Source organism: Pseudomonas sp. NPDC089741 (genome assembly GCF_044748825.1).
Classification (GTDB): Bacteria; Pseudomonadota; Gammaproteobacteria; order Pseudomonadales; family Pseudomonadaceae; genus Aquipseudomonas; species Aquipseudomonas helmanticensis.
Window position 1 is genome coordinate 214,062 of sequence record NZ_JBIVGT010000007.1, and the last position, 19,846, is coordinate 233,907.

The following is a 19,846-nucleotide window of genomic DNA, read 5'->3' on the forward strand; positions in this document are numbered from 1 at the left end:
AGAGGGAACTGACCGAGGTGTTTGGGCGAGATACGCCGACGTGCAATACCGAGCCGAACTCACATTCTGAAAAGCCCAAAAATCGACCCCCTCTCCCTCGGGAGAGGGCTGGGCGGGCGGCGTTCCGATGAGGGGCGAATCCAACGCAAATCAAAAGCCGGCCAAGCCGTGCTCTTCACCACTCAATAGGCCGAGTGTCAGCTCGCCTGCTCTTGATCTTGATCCACGAGCGACGTCGGAAGGCTGAGTGGAGGGATTGATCCGGGGGTGGGAGCGCAGCGACCGTTTGGCGCAGCCAAACACAGCGAGAGGAGGTGCAGCGCAGCAAACCGTAGGCGCTGCCCCCCGGATCGATCCCGCAGCGAAGGAACCCCGAGCCCCAGCGAGCGGGCCGCACGCAGGAGCAAGCCTTTTCGGTTACCTTTTCGGCGTCTGGAAAAGGTGACTCGCCGTAAGGGCGAAACCTTAATCCGCCATCACCAAAAAAACGGATATACACACCAACCCCAAGAACATGGTCGGCCCAAAGGCCGCCAAGCCCAAAGCGTGACGCCTGTCAAAACCCTGAACACACAAGCAGAAACATCCCCTCCCATTGAAACCACCGAAAGCCTGCCCCATCTAAGACCCATACCCCATTGCGCAGGTGCCCCATGAGCGACCAGCAAGAATTCCCCGATCACCCCGACGACTACACCCAAACCGACCACATCGAACACACCTCCTCCGGCAAAGGCCTCGCACTGCCAGGCCAAAACCTGCCGGACAAGGTCTACATCATCCCGATCCACAACCGCCCGTTCTTCCCGGCGCAAGTCCTGCCGGTCATCGTCAACGAAGAACCCTGGGCCGAAACCCTCGACCTCGTCAGCAAATCCGAACACCACTCCCTGGCCCTGTTCTTCATGGACACGCCCCAGGAAGACCCGCGTCACTTCAACACCGGCGCCCTCCCCGAGTACGGCACGCTGGTCAAAGTCCATCACGCCAGCCGCGAGAACGGCAAACTGCAGTTCGTCGCCCAGGGCCTGAGCCGCGTGCGCATCAAAACCTGGCTCAAACACCACCGCCCACCGTATCTGGTGGAAGTCGAATACCCGCACCAGCCGACCGAGCCGACCGACGAGGTCAAGGCCTACGGTATGGCGCTGATCAACGCGATCAAGGAACTGCTGCCGCTCAACCCGCTGTACAGCGAAGAGCTGAAAAACTACCTCAATCGCTTCAGCCCCAACGATCCGTCGCCGCTGACCGACTTCGCCGCCGCCCTGACCTCCGCCACCGGCCCCGAGCTGCAAGAAGTGCTCGACTGCGTGCCGATGCTCAAGCGCATGGAGAAAGTCCTGCCGATGCTGCGCAAGGAAGTCGAAGTCGCGCGCCTGCAAAAAGAGATCTCGGCGGAAGTTAACCGCAAGATCGGCGAGCATCAGCGCGAGTTCTTCCTCAAGGAACAACTCAAGGTCATCCAGCAGGAACTGGGGCTGACCAAAGACGACCGCAGCGCCGACCTCGAACAGTTCGAACAACGCCTTGAAGGCAAAGTCCTGCCGGCGCAGGTGCAGAAACGCCTCGATGAAGAAATGAACAAACTGTCGATCCTCGAGACTGGCTCGCCAGAGTACGCGGTCACCCGCAACTACCTCGACTGGGCCACCTCGGTGCCGTGGGGCGTCTACGGCGAGGACAAACTCGATCTCAAGCACGCGCGCAAAATCCTCGACAAACACCACGCTGGCCTCGACGACATCAAGGATCGCATCCTCGAATTCCTCGCCGTCGGTGCTTATAAAGGTGAGATCAGCGGCTCCATCGTGTTGCTGGTCGGGCCGCCGGGCGTGGGTAAAACCAGCGTCGGCAAATCCATCGCCGAATCCCTCGGCCGGCCGTTCTATCGCTTCAGCCTCGGCGGCATGCGCGACGAAGCCGAGATCAAGGGCCACCGCCGCACCTACATCGGCGCACAGCCGGGCAAACTGGTGCAGGCGTTGAAAGACGTCGAAGTGATGAACCCGGTGATCATGCTCGACGAGATCGACAAGATGGGCCAGAGCTACCAGGGCGACCCGGCCTCGGCGTTGCTGGAAACCCTCGACCCGGAACAGAACGTCGAATTCCTCGACCATTACCTCGACCTGCGCATGGACTTGTCGAAAGTCCTCTTCGTCTGCACCGCCAACACCCTCGATTCGATCCCCGGCCCATTGCTCGACCGCATGGAAGTGATTCGCCTGTCGGGCTACATCACCGAAGAAAAAGTCGCCATCGCCAAGCGTCACCTGTGGCCGAAATTGCTGGAAAAGGCCGGCGTGTCCAAGGGCAGCCTGGCCATCAGTGACAGCGCGCTCAAAGCCTTGATCGACGGTTACGCCCGTGAAGCCGGCGTGCGTCAGCTTGAAAAGCAAATGGGCAAATTGGTGCGCAAAGCGGTGATGAAGCTGATCGACGACCCGAAAGCGGTGATCAAGCTCGGACCGAAAGACCTCGAAGCGTCACTGGGTCATCCGGTGTTCCGCAACGAACAAGTGCTGTCCGGCACCGGCGTGATTACTGGTCTGGCCTGGACCAGCATGGGCGGCGCGACGTTGCCGATCGAAGCGACGCGGATTCACACGCTCAACCGTGGTTTCAAACTCACCGGGCAACTGGGTGATGTGATGAAGGAATCGGCGGAGATCGCCTACAGCTACGTCAGCTCGCACCTGAAACAATTCGGCGGTGACGCGAAGTTCTTCGACGAAGCCTTCGTCCACCTGCACGTACCGGAAGGCGCGACACCGAAAGACGGCCCGAGCGCCGGCGTGACCATGGCCAGCGCCCTGCTTTCGCTCGCGCGTAATCAGCCGCCGAAGAAAGGCGTGGCGATGACCGGTGAACTGACGTTGACCGGGCATGTGCTGCCGATTGGCGGGGTACGCGAGAAGGTGATTGCGGCAAGAAGGCAGAAGATTTTCGAGTTGATTTTGCCGGAGCCGAATCGGGGGAATTTTGAGGAGCTGCCGGATTATTTGAAGGAGGGGATTACGGTGCACTTCGCGAAGAAGTTTGCGGATGTGGCGAAGGTACTTTTCTGACCGGTAGCCCGTAGCCCCTCACCCCAGCCCTCTCCCCGAGGGAGAGGGAGCCGACCGAGTTGTCTTGCGCTATACATCGACCTGAAAGACCGAGTCGATTATGGATTCAGCGATTTATTTCAGGTCGGTGTCTTTCTAAAATATCCCGCAATCGGTCCCCTCTCCCTCTGGGAGAGGGCTAGGGTGAGGGCTTGGCGTTGTCACACTTTGTCTCATCTTCAGTTATGCTCGCCGTTCGTCGCCAACGTCGGAGCCGCTGACCCTATGTCCCCCACTCGCCTGTTTCTCCCCCTCGCCCTCTCGCTGCTGGCCGCGTGCGCCACGCAACCGAAACACAACGTGACCGTGGAAAAACAAAGCGAATGCCCGGTACGCCTGACCAACGGGCAAAACCTCATCATCATGCTGCCAAGCAATCCAACCACCGGCTACCGCTGGGCCATTCAGGATTCCGCCGGCGGCGTGCTGCGCGCGCTTAGCCCAGAGGTTTACAGCAATCCGGAAGATGCCGGCGTGGTCGGCGCAGCGGGGCTTTCAACCTGGCGTTTCCAGGCGTTTGCTGCCGGCACCGGACGTTTGCGCCTGACCTCGCAACAACCATGGGCGCCAGAAGTGCTGCCAGTGGAAACTTTCGACTGCGCGATCTCGGTGAACTGATCGTGGGCTGGCTGATTCTGGCGCTGATGGGCGCGGTGACGTTTCTCTACGGTGTCAGCACGCATGCGGCGCTGCTGTGCTTGTTGGTTAAGCCGTTGCCGGTGCTGGCATTGCTTGGCTGGCTGCACGATGCGCCGCCCAGCGAGTATCGCCGCTGGATCAGTCTCGGTCTGATTTTCTCGCTGCTCGGTGATGTACTACTGGCGTGGCCAGTGGATTTGTTTGTGTTTGGCCTCGGCGCGTTTCTGGTTGCGCATCTGGCTTATCTGAAGGCTTATCTGAGTGACTGCAAGCGTCTGGCGATTCTGCCGTTGCTGCTTTCCCTCGGAGTTGGCGCGGTGCTGCTGGGCCTTCTGATTTCCAGCGGTCTCGGGCCTTTACTGGTTCCGGTCATCATCTATGGCGCGGCAATCAGCGCGATGCTCTGGCGCGCCCTCGCCCGCCTCGGCACCGACGTGCCCAAGCGTTCGGCGTTGCTGGCGGCGGGTGGTGCGTTAGCGTTTGTGTTTTCGGATAGCGTGATCGGCATTGATCGCTTCGTATCGCCATTCCATGCCGCCCCGTACGTCATCATCCTCAGCTACTGGCTCGGCCAGTGGGGCATCGCCGCTTCCGCGTTCTCCCAAAAACACCGCTAACCCTGTGGCGAGGGGATTTATCCCCGTCCGGCTGCGCAGCAGTCGTAAAACCTGCGCACGCGGATTGCCTGACACTCCTTGATGACTGGTTTTGGGGCTGCTTCGCAGCCCATCGGGGATAAATCCCCTCGCCACGTCGGACAACCCAAGCATCCCAGCGCCCTTTTGGCTAAAATGCCGGCCTTTCCATTTACACCGCCGGAACCGCCGTGAGCAAAGAACCCGATCGCATTTTCGCCAAGCCTTTGGCCCAGGTACCCGACTTCGCCTTCAACGAAGACGTCGTGCGGGTGTTCCCGGACATGATCAAGCGCTCGGTGCCGGGTTACCCGACCATCGTCGAAAACCTTGGTGTACTCGCAGCGCAGTTCGCTCAGCCAAACAGCGTGCTTTACGATCTCGGCTCATCGCTGGGCGCGGTCACTCAAGCGCTGCGTCGCCACGTGCGCACCGACGGTTGCCGCGTTATCGCTGTGGATAACTCGGCCGCCATGGTCGAACGCTGCCGCGAATACCTCAACGGTCAGGATTCGATGTTTCAGGAGCTGCTGCCGGTCGAAGTCATCGAAGGCGACATCCTGGCCCTTGAGTTTCATCCCGCCTCGGTGGTCGCGCTGAACTTCACCCTGCAATTCATCGCCCCGGATCAGCGCACCGCGTTGCTCTCGCGCATCCGCCAATCGCTGCTGCCCGGCGGCGCGCTGATTCTCTCGGAGAAGCTGCGTTTCAACGATACCGAAGAGCACGCGCTGCTTACTGATCTGCACGTCGCCTTCAAACGCGCCAACGGCTACAGCGAACTGGAAATTGCCCAGAAGCGCAGCGCCATCGAAAACGTCATGAAGCCCGACAGCCTCGAAGAACACCGCGAACGCCTGCTGGCCGCCGGGTTCTCGAAAGTCGTGCCGTGGTTCCAGTGTCTTAACTTTGCCTCGTTGATTGCCTTGCCATGATTGATCTGTCCCCCCTCGCCCGCCGTCTGGCCGGCACGCCGCTGGCCGAATGGGCCAACACCCTGCAAGCACAACTCGACAAGAAAATGGAGAAGGGCCACGGCGACCTGGAGCGCTGGCAAAGTGCGCTGGATGCTTTGCCGAAGATCCAGCCGAGCGAAGTCGATCTGCTCAACGGCCTGAAGCTCGACACCGATTGCGACGACGAAACCCGCGCACAAATGCGTACTGCGTTGATGGGCCTGTCGCCGTGGCGCAAAGGGCCGTTCGATCTGTTTGGCGTGCACGTCGACACTGAATGGCGTTCGGACTGGAAGTGGTCGCGTGTTGCTCCGCATCTGGATCTGAAAGGCAAACGCATCCTTGATGTCGGTTGCGGCAATGGCTATTACATGTGGCGCATGCTCGGTGCCGGGGCGAACAGCGTGATTGGCGTTGATCCAAACTGGCTGTTCTTCTGCCAGTTCCAGGCGGTGCAACGTTATCTGTCCGAGCCGAATGCCTGGCACTTGCCGTTCCCGTTCGAAGACCTGCCGCCGAATCTCGAAGGCTTCGACACGGTGTTTTCCATGGGCGTGTTCTACCACCGCCGCTCACCGATCGAGCATTTGCTGGCGCTGAAGGATTGCCTGGTCAAGGGCGGCGAACTGGTGCTGGAAACGTTGGTGGTGGAAGGCGACAAGCATCAGGTGCTGGTGCCGGAAGACCGTTATGCGCAGATGCGTAACGTCTGGTTCCTGCCGTCGGTGCCGGCGCTGGAATTGTGGCTGCGTCGCGCTGGTTTCACCGATATTCGTTGTGTGGACGTCAGCACCACGACTGTTGAAGAGCAGCGCGGTACCGAGTGGATGAAGTACCAGTCGTTGAGTGACTTCCTTGATCCGGAAGACCACAGCAAAACCATCGAAGGTTTGCCGGCACCGATGCGTGCGGTGATCGTCGCCCGTAAGTAACCCTCACAAACGCCGCACACACCTGTAGGAGTGAGCCTGCTCGCGATAGCGGTCTGACAGTCACAGTAATGTTGAATATCAGAACGCTATCGCGAGCAGGCTCACTCCTACAGTTTTGTTTTGTGTTTATTCAGATGATTTTGCTCTGCGGGCGCGGAAGAATTCGGTCAGCACCGCGCCACATTCCTCGGCCAACACCCCGCCTTCATACAACACCCGGTGATTCAAAAAGCCCTGGGTAAAAAACTGCCCCTGGCTCTGCACAATCCCTGCCTTCGGCTCCAGCGCCCCATACACCACGCGCGCCACCCGCGAATGCACGATCAAACCGGCGCACATGCTGCACGGCTCCAGCGTCACATACAGCGTGCTGCCCGGCAGCCGATAGTTATCCAGCGCCTGCGCGGCCGCACGGATCGCGACCATTTCGGCATGGGCACTCGGGTCGCTGGCACTGATCGGGCAATTGAAACCGCGACCAATGATCTCGCCATCCTGCACCAGCACCGCGCCTACCGGCACTTCGCCGAGGGCTGCGCCTTGCGCGGCGAGGGCGAGGGCCTCGCGCATGAAATCGCGGTCACGGCTGCGGTCGATGATCGCCGCAGGGCGAATCTGGCGCATCACTTCACCTCGATGGCGGCCATCAGGCCGGTTTCCATGTGGTCGATCACGTGGCAGTGGAACATCCACACCCCCGGGTTATCCGCCACCAGCGCCACTTGCGCGCGCTCGTTCTTGCCTAGCAGGTAAGTGTCGGTGAAGTACGGAATGATCTTGTGCCGGTTTGACGCAATCACCTTGAAGCTCATCCCGTGCAAGTGGATCGGGTGCTGGTATTGAGTCATGTTTTTCAGTTCGAAAATATAGCTTTGGCCCAGCTTCAGGCTGGCAATCGGCCGATCCGCACACGTCTTGTCGGTGATGTCCCAAGCCTTGCCGTTGATCTGCCACAGGCTCGGCGGCTTGCCGTTATCAACGTTGACCGACACCGAACCGACCCATTCGAAATTGAAGTTGAGTTTCTCGGCATTGGCCAGATCCGGCTCGGCCACCGGGTTGGCCGGCAGGGCTTTCGGCCAGTCAGTCGGCGCGTCGGTATTGGCCACAGAACGCAGCGTACCCAGACGCACCGGGCCGTTGCGCAGCGACAATTCTTCGCCAGCGGCCGGCGCTTTGATCGCCAGGCAAATGCGCATTCCCGGGCCCAGCCAATATTCCTTGCCCAGCGGTCGCGGCTCGACCGGGTTGCCGTCCAGCGCATAAATCTGTGCTTCGACCCCGGGAATATTGATGCGATACGTCAGGGTGTTGTCGAGGTTGAGCAAACGCACCCGCGTGATCTGCCCGGCCGGCAATTCGATCACCGGCAGCGGCACGCCATTGATCGTCGACAAACGCCCCGCCGTACCACCACGCGCCGCTTCACGAGGAATGCTGAACTCGACGAAATTGCCTACGTCATCGATGTGCCAGTTCTTCAGGCTCAAGGTCTTTTCATACACGAAACCGGTCGGCTCGCGTTCTTCGATGATCAGCGGCCCGACCAGCCCGCGCCCCAGCTCTTCGCTGCTGCTGACATGCGGGTGATACCAATAGCTGCCGGCATCCGGCACGCGGAATTTGTAATCAAAGTATTCGCCGGGCAATACCGGCAATTGCGAGACGTACGGCACGCCGTCCATCTCCAGTGGCAGACGAATGCCATGCCAGTGAATGGTGGTCGCCACCGGCAAATGGTTGATGAAGCGCACGCGCAGCCATTCACCCTGACGCACACGCAACTCGGTACCCGGCGCCGACGGGCCGAATGCCCAGGCTTCGGTTTTATGTCCGGGCACCAGCTCCACGTCCAGCGGCGCGGCAATCAGCTCGTAATCGTGGCCCGCTTCAGCATCGGCCATCTTGCCCAGCCAGTAACGCGACGCGCCACCGGCCCCCACGCCAACCACTACAAGACCGGCCAGACCACCGAGTATTTGTCGACGGGTAAAAGACATGAACTCAACCACCTCACGTATCAGCCACGGGCGCCAGGCCCGCAAAAGGCAAATACGATACACCTGCAATTGCGAAACAGTAAGGGCGGCGCGGCGGATGGACGCAGTCGCGCCCGCGCCATACAGCATTTTGATCGTACGCAGAGCACAACTATGTAGTGCACAGTCCTTGAGTGAACAGGTCATCCTGCGACACCCGTTTCTCAAGGATAGAGAGCATGAACGCACCAGCCCCCCTGCCCAATGCTGCCGACAAGGCTGCGCTTGAGGCCATTGCCGCTACCGTCATCCAGAACTGCCCCAGCCTGCTGGATGAGGCGCATCAGGTCGCCAGCGACTTACTAAAAAAACATGAGATCAACGGACTGGATCCGGATCAGGTCTACTTTCATCGCTTCGATGCTTCGCAAAGCAGCGCCAAAGCCTTTACTGGCTGGGAGCATGTGCACGCGACGCCCACCTCGACCATGACCCTGACCGAACTGGTGATCCACCGATTTCGCGTCGCCGATCAGGACAATGCCGATCTACTTGACGTGTACGGTGGTTTTTATACCGCAGGCCCGGGCGCCGGCACCTTCAATGAATCCAATGAAGTGCGCCTGCACGGAAGCGCGGTGCTGAAGGAATTCTGGAGCGCCGACTTCAGCTCGTTATACAGCGAAAAACTGACGGCATTCTGGAGTACCTCGAACAGCCATTTCCGCACATTGGCCAAATGCAACTTCCTCGTCAAAGCCGTGCAGGCACGCGACCAACGGCGATTGAGCGACGAAGACTTCCAGTTCGTCACGCAAGCGGTCATTGGCACACTCACTTGGCCTGTCAGCCTGCAAATGCTACAGGCCGCTCACCCTTGTAGCGGTAACGTCTTCACGCTAGACATTGACGGCTACTTCGCCATCAATGCGCTTCGGTTTATCGCTGCGAAGGGACGACAGATCGTTTATCTGCCAGGCGACACGGAGCCCTTCCAGGTATTGGAAAGTGCTACCGACATGCACTACTGGGTGCTGCTGCGGATGAACAACAACGCTACCCGGCAGAGATTGATGTCACATTTCTCCCTCGCTGACCGTCAGCAGGTCAGCGATAACCTCAGCGATCTGATGAACCGCCTGGTGAAAACCTGGGGCGTCTACGACCACTCAATGATCAACGGGCAAAGCCGCGCGATCGAAGGTGACGTCTTCACCTGGTTGAGCGATTCGACCCGCGATGCCATGTTCGCGGAGGCCAGCCTTTCGTTGACCTCAAACGGCGATCTGCGCAAGCAACTGTGGATCGGTTATCTCAGCGCAGGTGTCAAAGTATTTGGCCCGATGGCAGTGGTCGGATGGCCGATAGCGCTTCCAGTGATCGGCGCCAGCATTGCCGGCATGGGTTTGAACATCGATCAGGCGGTCAACGGAAAAACCACCGCGCAACGCAAGGCCGGGATCCTCGGTGCAGTGCTCAACGGCATCGACATGCTGTTCAATCTCCTGGTGCTCAAAGGGCCAGGGGCATTGACGGAGATCGGCCCTGAGGTCGATGCCGCCGAAGCTCGGGAAATGGCCGATCTGACTGGCGAATCTCCTGACATCGAACAACCCCCGCCTACTCCTGCGCAATTGCTCCCCGAGGCGATGGATTGGCCACAGATCAACACCCGGCCGCTGAGTTCCGCGTCATCGCTGGAAGACATCCCGCGACCGCCGGTACCGCAACACTGGCAAGCCAACGAGCTGTTGGAAGGACTGACGCCGGGCAGCGAGCCCGGCAAGCTTCAGGGGATTTACCTGCTCGACTCCACGCCCTCGACCGCCATCATGATCGATGACTGCGCCTACTACGTACGTTACGAGTCCGACCTCAACGGTGGTGGGCACTGGGCCATAATCGACCCGGAAAGCCCTGACAGTTTCACCCGTTCGGTTGCCGTACGCCTGAACGCCCAGGGTGAGTGGGAAACCATGCCGCGTGGCGGTCTCAAAGGTGGCGGAAAGACACCTGCGCAGGTTGGATCCAGCACGCAACGTCAGCCCGTCCCAGCGCCGACCAGTGCACTGCCGGCATCGGAATACGACATGCCCGCTGCCCTGAAATCGCATCTGCAGCAAGGTGCTGCGGGGCTCGACGATGAGGCACTGCGCGATGTCTACGACAGCCTCAACGCGTTCGATGCCTACCGTGATTTCAAGGTCATCAGAAAACGTCTCTACCACGACGCGCTGCGGTTCTTTGCCACGCTGCAACTACCCGCTCGTCCTCCCATGCCGGTCCTGGCGGCGGATGCCTCTGCCGAGGAGATCATTGACAGGATTTTGCAACATGCCCGAGGGTTGGTCATCGGTGAAAGTCATACCGCCATTGGCAGTAAACAGTGGCTGATCGAAAACATGGAGTTACTCGCCAGCAAACAAGTGAAGACCCTGTACATGGAGCATCTGCTGACCGACTTTCACCAGGCGGCCCTCGACGAATTCTTCAGCACCGGGGTCATGCCCAGCGAGCTCGAGTCCTACCTCAACGCACTTGATGTCGGCAACATGACCGATCCGCTGCAGCGCTACACGTTTCTTGAACTGGTCAGGGAAGCCCGAAATCAAGGCATCCATATTCAGGCCATTGATTGCATGGCGAGCTACCGGCTTTACGGCATGGAGATCACCACCGCCCAGGCCCTTGCGATCGACGAGACAGCACGGCAGAAAATGATGAACTACTTCGCAAGGTCGGTCATTCGCGCCGATCAGACTGTGCGGGGGGCGCACAAGTGGGTGGCACTGATGGGCAACTCACACTCGAACACCTTCGACGGCGTTGCCGGCGTCAGTGAGCTGGAGGAAGCCATCGGCATTCGTGTCGAGGATGTCGCCGAAGGAGTATCACGTGGCATCGAAGTCGACCCGGGGAAAATCCTCCCTCTGGGCGGTACCGTGTTTGACCGCTCCGCACTGGTGCGAGGCGACCTGCGGCTACAAATGGAAACACCGTGGATCGCACAAACCATGGCGGAATTCGAAACGCTGCTGCCGCGTTACGGCATGTACTCCTTGAAACAACAACCCAACATGACATTTATCGTGCATCGCAGTCGCAGCAAAGAACTGGTGCGCACCATTATTGAAAATGACGGGAGACGCTTCTACATTGAACGCCCGCGCTGGCCTTCGGTCAGCGGCAAACGCTATGACAGCATCAAGACGTTGCTACAGGGACTGGATGAAATGGGCATGAGCCTCGCAGGCTGGTCGAAGCCGCTGTAACGCAGACACAAAAAAGCCGTGTGAAATCGAATTTCACACGGCTTTCGGTGACAGCGCTCAAGCCATCAAGGCTTGTGCGGGATCATTCCCACTCAATGGTCGCTGGCGGCTTGCTCGACACGTCGTAAGTGACGCGCGAAATACCTTCGATCTCATTGATGATGCGGCCGGAGACGGTTTCCAGCAGTTCGTAAGGCAGGTGCGCCCAACGTGCGGTCATGAAGTCGATGGTTTCTACGGCACGCAGGGCTACAACCCAGGCGTAACGACGGCCATCGCCAACCACGCCAACCGATTTCACTGGCTGGAACACCACGAAAGCCTGGCTGACTTTGTGGTACCAGTCGGCCTTGCGCAGCTCTTCGATGAAGATGTGGTCGGCGCGACGCAGCAGGTCGGCGTATTCCTTTTTCACTTCACCGAGGATGCGCACGCCCAGGCCCGGGCCCGGGAACGGGTGACGGTAGACCATGTCGTACGGCAGGCCGAGTTCCAGACCCAGACGACGGACTTCGTCCTTGAACAGTTCGCGCAGGGGCTCGACCAGTTTCAGGTTCATCTCTTCCGGCAGGCCGCCCACGTTGTGGTGCGACTTGATCACGTGGGCCTTGCCGCTTTTCGCGCCAGCCGATTCGATCACGTCCGGGTAGATGGTGCCCTGAGCGAGGTACTTGATGTTGTCCAGTTTGTTCGACTGGGCATCGAATACGTCGATGAAGGTACGACCGATGATTTTGCGCTTCTTCTCCGGATCGGCTTCGCCGGCCAGGTTGTTGAGGAATTGCTCTTCAGCGTTGGCGCGGATCACCTTGACGCCCATGTTCTCGGCGAACATGGCCATCACTTGCTCGCCTTCGTGCAGACGCAGCAGGCCGTTGTCGACGAAGACGCAGGTCAGTTGGTCGCCGATGGCTTTGTGCAGCAGCGCAGCGACTACCGAGGAGTCAACGCCGCCGGACAGACCCAGCAGCACGTTGTCGGTGCCGACCTGGGCGCGGATGTTGGCGATGGCGTCTTCAGCGATCTTCGACGGCGTCCACAGGGCTTCACAGCCGCAGATGTCGAGAACGAAGCGCGACAGGATGCGACCGCCCTGTTTGGTGTGGGTCACTTCCGGGTGGAACTGCACGCCGTAGTAGCCGCGAGCGTCGTTGAACATACCGGCGATCGGGCAGCTTGGGGTGCTGGCGAGGACGTGGAAGTCTTCCGGCATCTTGGTGACCTTGTCACCGTGGCTCATCCATACGTCGAGGCCGAACAGGCCGTCAGCGTCGATGTGGTCTTCGATGCCGTCGAGCAGGCGGCTCTTGCCGACCACGTCTACGCGGGCGTAACCGAACTCACGCAGTTCGGAACCTTCAACCTTGCCACCCAGTTGCTCGGCCATGGTCTGCATGCCGTAGCAGATACCGAAAACCGGTACGCCCAGATCGAACACTGCCTGTGGGCAGCGCGGGCTGTCGGCGACGTGTACGGACTCGGGGCCGCCGGCGAGGATGACGCCTTTAGGAGCGAATTCGCGGATCGCATCTTCGTCCATGTCGAACGGGTGCAATTCGCAGTACACACCGATCTCGCGCACGCGGCGGGCGATCAGTTGGGTGTATTGCGAACCGAAGTCGAGGATCAGGATGCGGTGAGCGTGAATATCGAGGGCCATGATTCAGTCTCGTCTAAGTCATTCAGAAACAGTCGTGATTCAGAAACAACTCGGGGCTGAATCAAACAGCCCCGGTTGCTTACTTTATTGCTTGAAGGCTCAACCTACGCGGTAGTTTGGCGCTTCTTTGGTGATCTGCACGTCGTGAACGTGGGATTCGGCCATGCCAGCGCCGGTGATCCGCACGAACTCAGGCTTGGTGCGCATTTCTTCGATGTCGGCGCTGCCGGTGTAACCCATCGAGGAACGCAGACCGCCCATCAGTTGGTGAATGATCGCGCTCAGGGTGCCTTTGTACGGCACACGGCCTTCGATGCCTTCCGGAACGAGTTTCTCGGCGCCTGCCGAGGAGTCCTGGAAGTAGCGGTCGGAAGAACCCTGGGCCTGGGACATGGCGCCCAGCGAACCCATGCCGCGATAAGCCTTGTACGAACGGCCCTGGAACAGTTCGATTTCGCCCGGCGCTTCTTCAGTACCGGCGAACATCGAGCCCATCATCACGCAGGAAGCACCGGCTACGATGGCCTTGGACAGGTCACCGGAGAAACGGATGCCGCCGTCGGCGATCAACGGAACGCCAGTGCCTTCAAGGGCAGCGGCGACGTTGGCGATGGCACTGATTTGCGGGACGCCGACACCGGCGACGATACGGGTGGTGCAGATCGAGCCAGGGCCGATACCGACCTTGACGGCGTCGGCGCCTGCTTCGGCGAGAGCCTTGGCAGCGGCGCCGGTGGCGATGTTGCCGCCGATCACCTGCACTTCAGGGAAATTCTGTTTGACCCAGCGAACACGGTCGATCACACCTTTGGAGTGACCGTGAGCGGTGTCGACTACCACCACGTCCACACCGGCATTGACCAGAGCGGCGACGCGGTCACCGGTGTCTTTACCGGTACCGACAGCAGCGCCAACGCGCAGACGACCTTGATCGTCCTTGCTGGCCAGCGGGTAGGCTTTGGCTTTTTCGATGTCGTTGACGGTCATCATGCCTTTGAGGGCGAATTTGTCGTCGACGATCAGTACGCGTTCGATGCGGTTTTTGTGCAGCAACTCGCGAACGTCGTTCTTGTCGGCGCCTTCCTTGACCGTGACCAGACGCTCTTTAGGCGTCATCACTTCACGGACAGTGGCTTCCAGACGGTTTTCGAAACGCACGTCACGGGAAGTGACGATGCCGACCAGGTCGCCATCGTGCAGTACCGGAACGCCGGAAATGTTGTGCAGACGGGTCAGTTCGAACAGTTCACGCACCGTGGCATCTGCCTCGATGGTGATCGGGTCCTTGACTACACCGGCTTCATAACGCTTGACCTTGCGAACTTCGGCAGCTTGCTGCTCGATGGTCATGTTCTTGTGGATAATGCCGATGCCACCTTCCTGAGCCATGGCAATTGCCAGACGGGCTTCAGTGACGGTGTCCATGGCGGCAGAAACCAGAGGAATATTCAGCTCGATGCCACGGGTTAGGCGGGTCTTGAGACTGACTTCGTTAGGAAGCACCTCGGAATAACCAGGCACTAGGAGAATGTCGTCGAATGTCAGAGCTTCTTGGCTGATACGCAGCATCGCGGGGGCTCCCGAGCGGGAAAATGGAAGCGCGCCATTATAGTCAGACACCCCCTGCTGTTCAATGTAAAACTCAGCCTAATTGATATACGGAAAAACCCGCGCCCTGTAGGAGCTGCCGAAGGCTGCGATCTTTTGATCTGGTTTTTAACAAACAACGTCAGAAGATCGCAGCCTGCGGCAGCTCAGGGAATGTTTGGGGGTCAGAGTTCGACTTTTACCCAACTGACGGGCAGGTCGAGCCAGTCGGCGAATTCGTCGAGGAAGCTTTGTTTGAAACCGGCCTCGAGCCAGTTGTTGAAGATGAAGCCGAGGTTGGAGAACCCGCACTCCTGCAAGTACAGGAAGCCATTGATGTCGTCTTCGTGACCGCATTCCGGACAGGTGAAGTTGTCGGTGCGCGCGGGCATCCAGTCCTCCAGGCTTTCGAAGAGTGCTTCGCCGATCTCGCGACGACACTCGGCGCAGCCGGCCTCTTCGAGAAAACCCTTGGCCGGGGTGTAGATGCAACGCTTGGTGACAATCTCCAACCCATTGATCGGCTCGCCGAACGGCAACGCTTGTGGATGCAGCACCACGGCACGCGCGCCATCGGCGATCGCGTAAGCCATGCGATTGCCGGTGCGGCCACAGGTGCTCAGCTCTTCCTTGACGATGTTCTTGCGCACCAGCCAGCGCACGATCGCCCGCGCCCGGGGTTCGTGCACCGGCAGGGTGGAGATTTTCGGGACGATGATGCTTTGCGAATTCATGGAAAGTCCTGCGGTATGGCTTCTGACGCCTTCGCGAGCAAGCCCGCTCCCACATTGGAATGAAGTTCCCTATGGGAGCGAGCCTGCTCGCGAAGAGGCCCTAAAGGCCGGCAGCTTAATCCCTGACGAAATCCGGTCAAGTGCTGAGGTAACGCCCGATCAACGCCAGCCCGCTCGCCAGCACCAGCCACGTCACCAATCGCACAAACGCCTCGCGCGACAACTTCATGGTCAACCGCCGCCCGACCCACAACCCCAGCGCCATGGCCGGCAACAGACACAACGCCAACATCAACAAGGGTAGCTCGGCATACACACCAGCGATGGCGAATAGGCTCAAACGCACCACCGTACTGCAACTGATCAGCGCACTTTGCGTGGCGCGGGCCGCGTCTTTCGGCAGCCGACTGTTGAGATAGATCGCATATAAAAAGCCGCCACTGCCAAACAGTGCACCGAACAATCCACCGACCGTGCCCATTGGCAGGGCCCAAACGGCGGACAATTGCTCAGGACGCTTCTTCACCCCCAAGCTGTAAATCGCATAAGCGCTAATAAACAGCCCCATCAACAACAGCAACAGATCGGATTTCAGATTCAGCAGAAAAATCACCCCGAGCGTGCAACCCACCGCCATGCACGGCAGCAGCCGCCACAATTCAGGCTTGACCACATCCCGCCGCGACGGCAGCAGGTTGCCGAACGCCGCAACGAAATCCAGCAACACTAACAACGGCACGATCTTCGACAGAGGCATGAACAGAATCAGAATCGGCCCTGCCACCAGCGCCGTACCAAATCCGGCAATACCAAACACGATATAAGCCAGCGCGATGCCCAGCCCGATCACCAGCCAGCCCTCGATGCCCCACGACCATTCGCTCAACAACCCCACCACACTCATCGCTGCGCATCCTTTATAAGCCTGAGATGACTTTAGCCAGCGCCGAGCATTGCGACTAATATCTTCAAAGCTACCCAGCCATCTCGAAAAGGCATGCCTGATGCTATCAACCCGTCAATTGCGCTACTTCGTCGAAATCGCTGAATGCGGCAGCTTCAGTGCGGCGGCTGAACGTTTGTTCGTGGCGCAATCGGCGCTGAGCCGGCAGATCAAGGACATGGAGACGCGCCTGCAAACCCCGTTGTTCGAGCGCACGGCACGCCAGCCACGCCTCACCGCAGCGGGCGAAGCGTTTTTGCCTCGCGCACGCAATCTGCTCATCGAACTGAACAAGGCCAGCGTCATGGCCACCGAAGTCGGCAACGGGCAGCTCGGCACGTTGCGTTTAAGCCATTCCAGCACCGTTTCGATCAGCGGTCGTTTACTCAGTGATATCGGCGCTTATCTTCAGCAGCAACCCGGCGTTTCGCTGGACATCGGCAAGCTGTCTTCCGAAGCGCAACTGGAGGAGTTGGCCGAGGGACGCCTTGATGTCGGTATGCTGCGGCTGCCGGTTTTGCGCCAGCGCGAAGGCATTCAGATCGTGCCGCTGTTCAGTGAACGTCTGCTGCTGGCTGTGCCGGCGGATCATCAATTGGCAACCTTGGAGACCGTCGAACTGATACAACTCAAGGACGAAGCGTTCATCTCGATCCCGCACCCGCAACGCGGCGGCTTGAGTTATCTGTGTGCCGACCTGTGCATGCGCCAGGGCTTCTTTCCGCAAGCCGCGCGAGTCATGTCACGCAAGACCACACAACTGCAGCTGATCCAGGCCGGTTTCGGTATCGCGCTGCTGCCGGAATCAATGCAGGACATCGCGCCGCCCGGCGTACGCTTTCTGCCGCTGGCTGATCCTGACTGCAAAAGCACCGTCGCCCTCGCCTACCGCCAGAACCCCAGCCCCCTTATCCACCACTTCCTCCAGACCTTCACCAATCCCCTGTAGGAACTGCCGAAGGCTGCGATCTTTTGACTTTGATCTCAAAAACCAGATCAAAAGATCGCAGCCTCGTTTCACTCGACAGCTCCTACGGGGATCGTGCAATGATCAGGAGAATGCCTTTAAACTGCGCCCCATGATTAAAGATCCCTTTGCAAGACTTGGCCTGGACCGTGAAGTCCTGACCGTCAGCCAGCTCAACGGCCGCGCGCGGGTGTTGCTCGAAGACGTGTTCAGCAACATCTGGGTCGAAGGCGAAATCTCCAACCTCGCCCGTCCGGCGTCCGGGCACATCTATTTCACCCTCAAGGACAGCGGCGCGCAGGTGCGTTGCGCATTGTTCCGGCAGAACGCGGCGCGCGTGCGTCAGGCGCTGAAGGACGGCCTGGCGGTGAAGGTGCGCGGCAAGGTCTCGTTGTTCGAGGGCCGTGGCGACTATCAGCTGATTCTCGACACCGTCGAACCTGCCGGTGATGGCGCACTACGCTTGGCCTTCGATGCGCTGAAGGAAAAACTCAGCGCCGAAGGCTTGTTCAGTGCCGAGCGCAAAGTGCCGTTGCCGGCACATCCGCAACGCATCGGCATCATCAGTTCGCCAACCGGCGCGGTGATTCGCGACATCATCAGCGTGTTCCGCCGCCGTGCGCCGCAGGTGCAACTGACGTTGATCCCCACCGCTGTGCAAGGCCGCGAAGCCACCGCGCAAATCGTTCGTGCGTTGAAAATGGCCGATGCCCGTGGTTTCGATGCGCTGATCCTCGCCCGTGGCGGCGGTTCGCTGGAAGACCTCTGGTGCTTCAACGAAGAGGCCGTGGCGCGTGCGGTCGATGCGTGTGTAACGCCGATTGTCAGTGCCGTCGGCCATGAAACCGATGTGTCGATCAGCGATTTTGTTGCCGACGTGCGCGCACCAACGCCATCTGCGGCGGCCGAGTTGCTCGCTCCCGACTCCAGCCATTTGATCCGTCAGGTCGAAAGCCTGCACCGCCGCTTGGTGATGCGCATGCGGGACCGCTTGATGCGTGATCGTCTGCGCCTGGAAGGCATGGCGCGTCGCCTGCGGCATCCCGGCGAACGTCTGCGCCAGCAAGCGCAACGTCTGGACGATCTGGACATGCGTATGCGCCGCGCCTTTGAGCGCAGCCTAAATACCCGCCGCGAACGGCTGATTCGCCTGGAAACCCGTCTCGCCGGGCAACATCCGGGGCGGCAACTGGCGATGTTGCGCCAGCGCCTCGACAGCCTCGCCGAACGTCTGCCGCGCGCCATGCGTGAAGGTCTGAAAAACCGTCGCCTGCAACTGCACAGTCAGATGCAGACGCTGCATGTGGTCAGCCCGTTGGCAACGCTCGGTCGGGGTTACAGCATTCTGCTCGATGAACGCGGCCACGCGATCCGCAACGCTGCGCAAACCCACACCGGCCAGCGTTTGAAAGCCAAACTGGGCGAAGGCGAACTGCAAGTGCGCGTCGAGGACAATCACCTGACGCCTGTCACCCTCTCTTTACTGGACTGATCCATGCCGCGTTTTCTGGCTCCACTGTTTTTGCTCTGTCTGACCTTCAATGCCCACGCCGACAGTTACATCACCCGGCTGCTGAACAAGCCTGTGCCGGGCGGCGTGGCGGTGGTTGATCTGGGCGCGGCCGCGCAGGCACCGAAAGCCACGTACCAGGGCAAACCGGTACTTGTGGTGAAAGAGCAAAACAACTGGCTGGCAATTGTCGGCGTGCCATTGACCGTGAAGCCGGGTGCGCAGCAGATCAGCAGCGGCGGACGTAATCTGCCGTTCACCGTCGGTAACAAGAAATACCCGGAACAACACATCACCCTGAAGAACAAGCAGCAAGTAAACCCGGATCAGTCGAACCTCAAGCGCATCGAGGGTGAGCTGGCCGTGCAAATCAAGGCGTATCGCAGCTTCAGTCCGAATACGCCGAGCAATCTGCTGTTGGATAAACCGGTGAACGGGCCGCTATCGAGCAAGTTTGGCGTGCGCCGTTTCTTCAATGGTGAAGAGCGCAACCCGCACGCTGGCCTCGACTTCGCTGTACCGGCGGGTACACCGATCAAGACCCCGGCGGCGGGCAAGGTCATTCTGATCGGCAACTACTTCTTCAACGGCAACACGGTATTTGTCGACCATGGGCAGGGCTTTATCAGCATGTTCTGCCACATGTCGAAGATTGATGTGAAGGATGGCCAGCAACTGGCGCGTGGCGCGGTGGTGGGCAAGGTTGGCATGACCGGTCGCGCGACCGGGCCACACATGCACTGGAATGTCAGCCTGAATGATGCGCGGGTGGATCCGGCGATTTTCATTGGTGCGTTTCAACCTTAAGAAATTGAGTGAGGCTGATGGCCTCTTCGCGAGCAAGCCCGCTCCCACACTGGACCGTTGTTGTGAACACGATCAACTGTGGGAGTGAGCCTGCTCGCGAAGGCGGCTTATGCGG

At 59.6% G+C, this 19,846-nt stretch carries 15 protein-coding genes; 9 read left to right on the plus strand and 6 right to left on the minus strand.

What is annotated here, in order from left to right; translation table 11 throughout:
- The first annotated feature begins 653 nt into the window (after positions 1 to 653).
- The 5 genes from lon to cmoB all read left to right on the plus strand — a co-directional run bounded on the left by lon (position 654) and on the right by cmoB (position 6,272).
- Entirely contained in the window at positions 654 to 3,071 is a 2,418-nt protein-coding gene (lon, locus tag ACIPZE_RS10660; protein ID WP_283439352.1) for an endopeptidase La, read from the plus strand.
- A gap of 264 nt (positions 3,072 to 3,335) precedes the next feature.
- Positions 3,336 to 3,728, plus strand: a complete 393-nt coding sequence (locus ACIPZE_RS10665) for a protease inhibitor I42 family protein (protein WP_283439353.1) — start codon at positions 3,336 to 3,338, stop codon at positions 3,726 to 3,728.
- 2 nt (positions 3,729 to 3,730) lie between these two features.
- Positions 3,731 to 4,366, plus strand: a complete 636-nt coding sequence (locus tag ACIPZE_RS10670; RefSeq protein ID WP_400772803.1) for a lysoplasmalogenase — start codon at positions 3,731 to 3,733, stop codon at positions 4,364 to 4,366.
- Between the two features lie 209 nt (positions 4,367 to 4,575).
- The gene (gene cmoA, locus ACIPZE_RS10675; protein ID WP_283439354.1) at positions 4,576 to 5,319 is read left to right on the plus strand and encodes a carboxy-S-adenosyl-L-methionine synthase CmoA; all 744 of its coding nucleotides are present in this window, start codon (positions 4,576 to 4,578) and stop codon (positions 5,317 to 5,319) included.
- Positions 5,316 to 6,272 carry a tRNA 5-methoxyuridine(34)/uridine 5-oxyacetic acid(34) synthase CmoB gene (cmoB, locus tag ACIPZE_RS10680; RefSeq protein ID WP_400772779.1) on the plus strand — a complete coding sequence of 319 codons (957 nt, stop codon included), beginning with the start codon at positions 5,316 to 5,318 and terminating at the stop codon, positions 6,270 to 6,272. Before cmoA ends, cmoB begins: the two co-directional genes overlap by 4 nt.
- A 126-nt stretch (positions 6,273 to 6,398) precedes the next feature.
- Here cmoB and tadA read toward each other — a convergent pair whose 3' ends face one another.
- On the minus strand, positions 6,399 to 6,896 hold the full coding sequence (gene tadA, locus ACIPZE_RS10685) for a tRNA adenosine(34) deaminase TadA (RefSeq protein WP_400772781.1): 498 nt from the start codon (positions 6,894 to 6,896) through the stop codon (positions 6,399 to 6,401).
- Complete coding sequence (locus ACIPZE_RS10690; protein ID WP_283439356.1) at positions 6,896 to 8,272, minus strand: multicopper oxidase family protein; 1,377 nt, start codon at positions 8,270 to 8,272, stop codon at positions 6,896 to 6,898. Before ACIPZE_RS10690 ends, tadA begins: the two co-directional genes overlap by 1 nt.
- A 218-nt stretch (positions 8,273 to 8,490) precedes the next feature.
- Between ACIPZE_RS10690 and ACIPZE_RS10695 the strand changes: the two genes are divergently transcribed.
- Positions 8,491 to 11,523, plus strand: coding sequence for a dermonecrotic toxin domain-containing protein (locus tag ACIPZE_RS10695; protein WP_400772783.1), 3,033 nt, complete (start codon positions 8,491 to 8,493; stop codon positions 11,521 to 11,523).
- Between the two features lie 82 nt (positions 11,524 to 11,605).
- On the opposite strand, the gene guaA is transcribed toward ACIPZE_RS10695, so the two are convergent.
- The 4 genes from guaA to ACIPZE_RS10715 all read right to left on the minus strand — a co-directional run bounded on the left by guaA (position 11,606) and on the right by ACIPZE_RS10715 (position 16,408).
- The gene (gene guaA / locus ACIPZE_RS10700; RefSeq protein ID WP_053123501.1) at positions 11,606 to 13,183 is read right to left on the minus strand and encodes a glutamine-hydrolyzing GMP synthase; all 1,578 of its coding nucleotides are present in this window, start codon (positions 13,181 to 13,183) and stop codon (positions 11,606 to 11,608) included.
- A 99-nt stretch (positions 13,184 to 13,282) separates the two neighbouring features.
- Entirely contained in the window at positions 13,283 to 14,752 is a 1,470-nt protein-coding gene (gene guaB, locus ACIPZE_RS10705; RefSeq protein ID WP_053123503.1) for an IMP dehydrogenase, read from the minus strand.
- Between the two features lie 203 nt (positions 14,753 to 14,955).
- The gene (locus ACIPZE_RS10710) at positions 14,956 to 15,504 is read right to left on the minus strand and encodes a sugar ABC transporter ATPase (RefSeq protein ID WP_400772785.1); all 549 of its coding nucleotides are present in this window, start codon (positions 15,502 to 15,504) and stop codon (positions 14,956 to 14,958) included.
- 136 nt (positions 15,505 to 15,640) lie between these two features.
- A complete protein-coding gene (locus ACIPZE_RS10715) occupies positions 15,641 to 16,408 on the minus strand; it encodes a sulfite exporter TauE/SafE family protein (RefSeq protein WP_400772787.1) in 768 nt (255 codons plus the stop codon).
- A gap of 100 nt (positions 16,409 to 16,508) precedes the next feature.
- Here ACIPZE_RS10715 and ACIPZE_RS10720 point away from each other — a divergent pair, with 100 nt between their 5' ends.
- From ACIPZE_RS10720 to ACIPZE_RS10730, 3 genes are all read left to right on the plus strand, one after another.
- The gene (locus ACIPZE_RS10720) at positions 16,509 to 17,396 is read left to right on the plus strand and encodes a LysR family transcriptional regulator (protein ID WP_400772789.1); all 888 of its coding nucleotides are present in this window, start codon (positions 16,509 to 16,511) and stop codon (positions 17,394 to 17,396) included.
- Between the two features lie 130 nt (positions 17,397 to 17,526).
- Positions 17,527 to 18,906, plus strand: coding sequence for an exodeoxyribonuclease VII large subunit (gene xseA, locus ACIPZE_RS10725; RefSeq protein ID WP_008082520.1), 1,380 nt, complete (start codon positions 17,527 to 17,529; stop codon positions 18,904 to 18,906).
- 3 nt (positions 18,907 to 18,909) lie between these two features.
- Positions 18,910 to 19,731, plus strand: a complete 822-nt coding sequence (locus ACIPZE_RS10730) for a peptidoglycan DD-metalloendopeptidase family protein (RefSeq protein ID WP_129395377.1) — start codon at positions 18,910 to 18,912, stop codon at positions 19,729 to 19,731.
- The last annotated feature ends 115 nt before the right edge of the window (positions 19,732 to 19,846 follow it).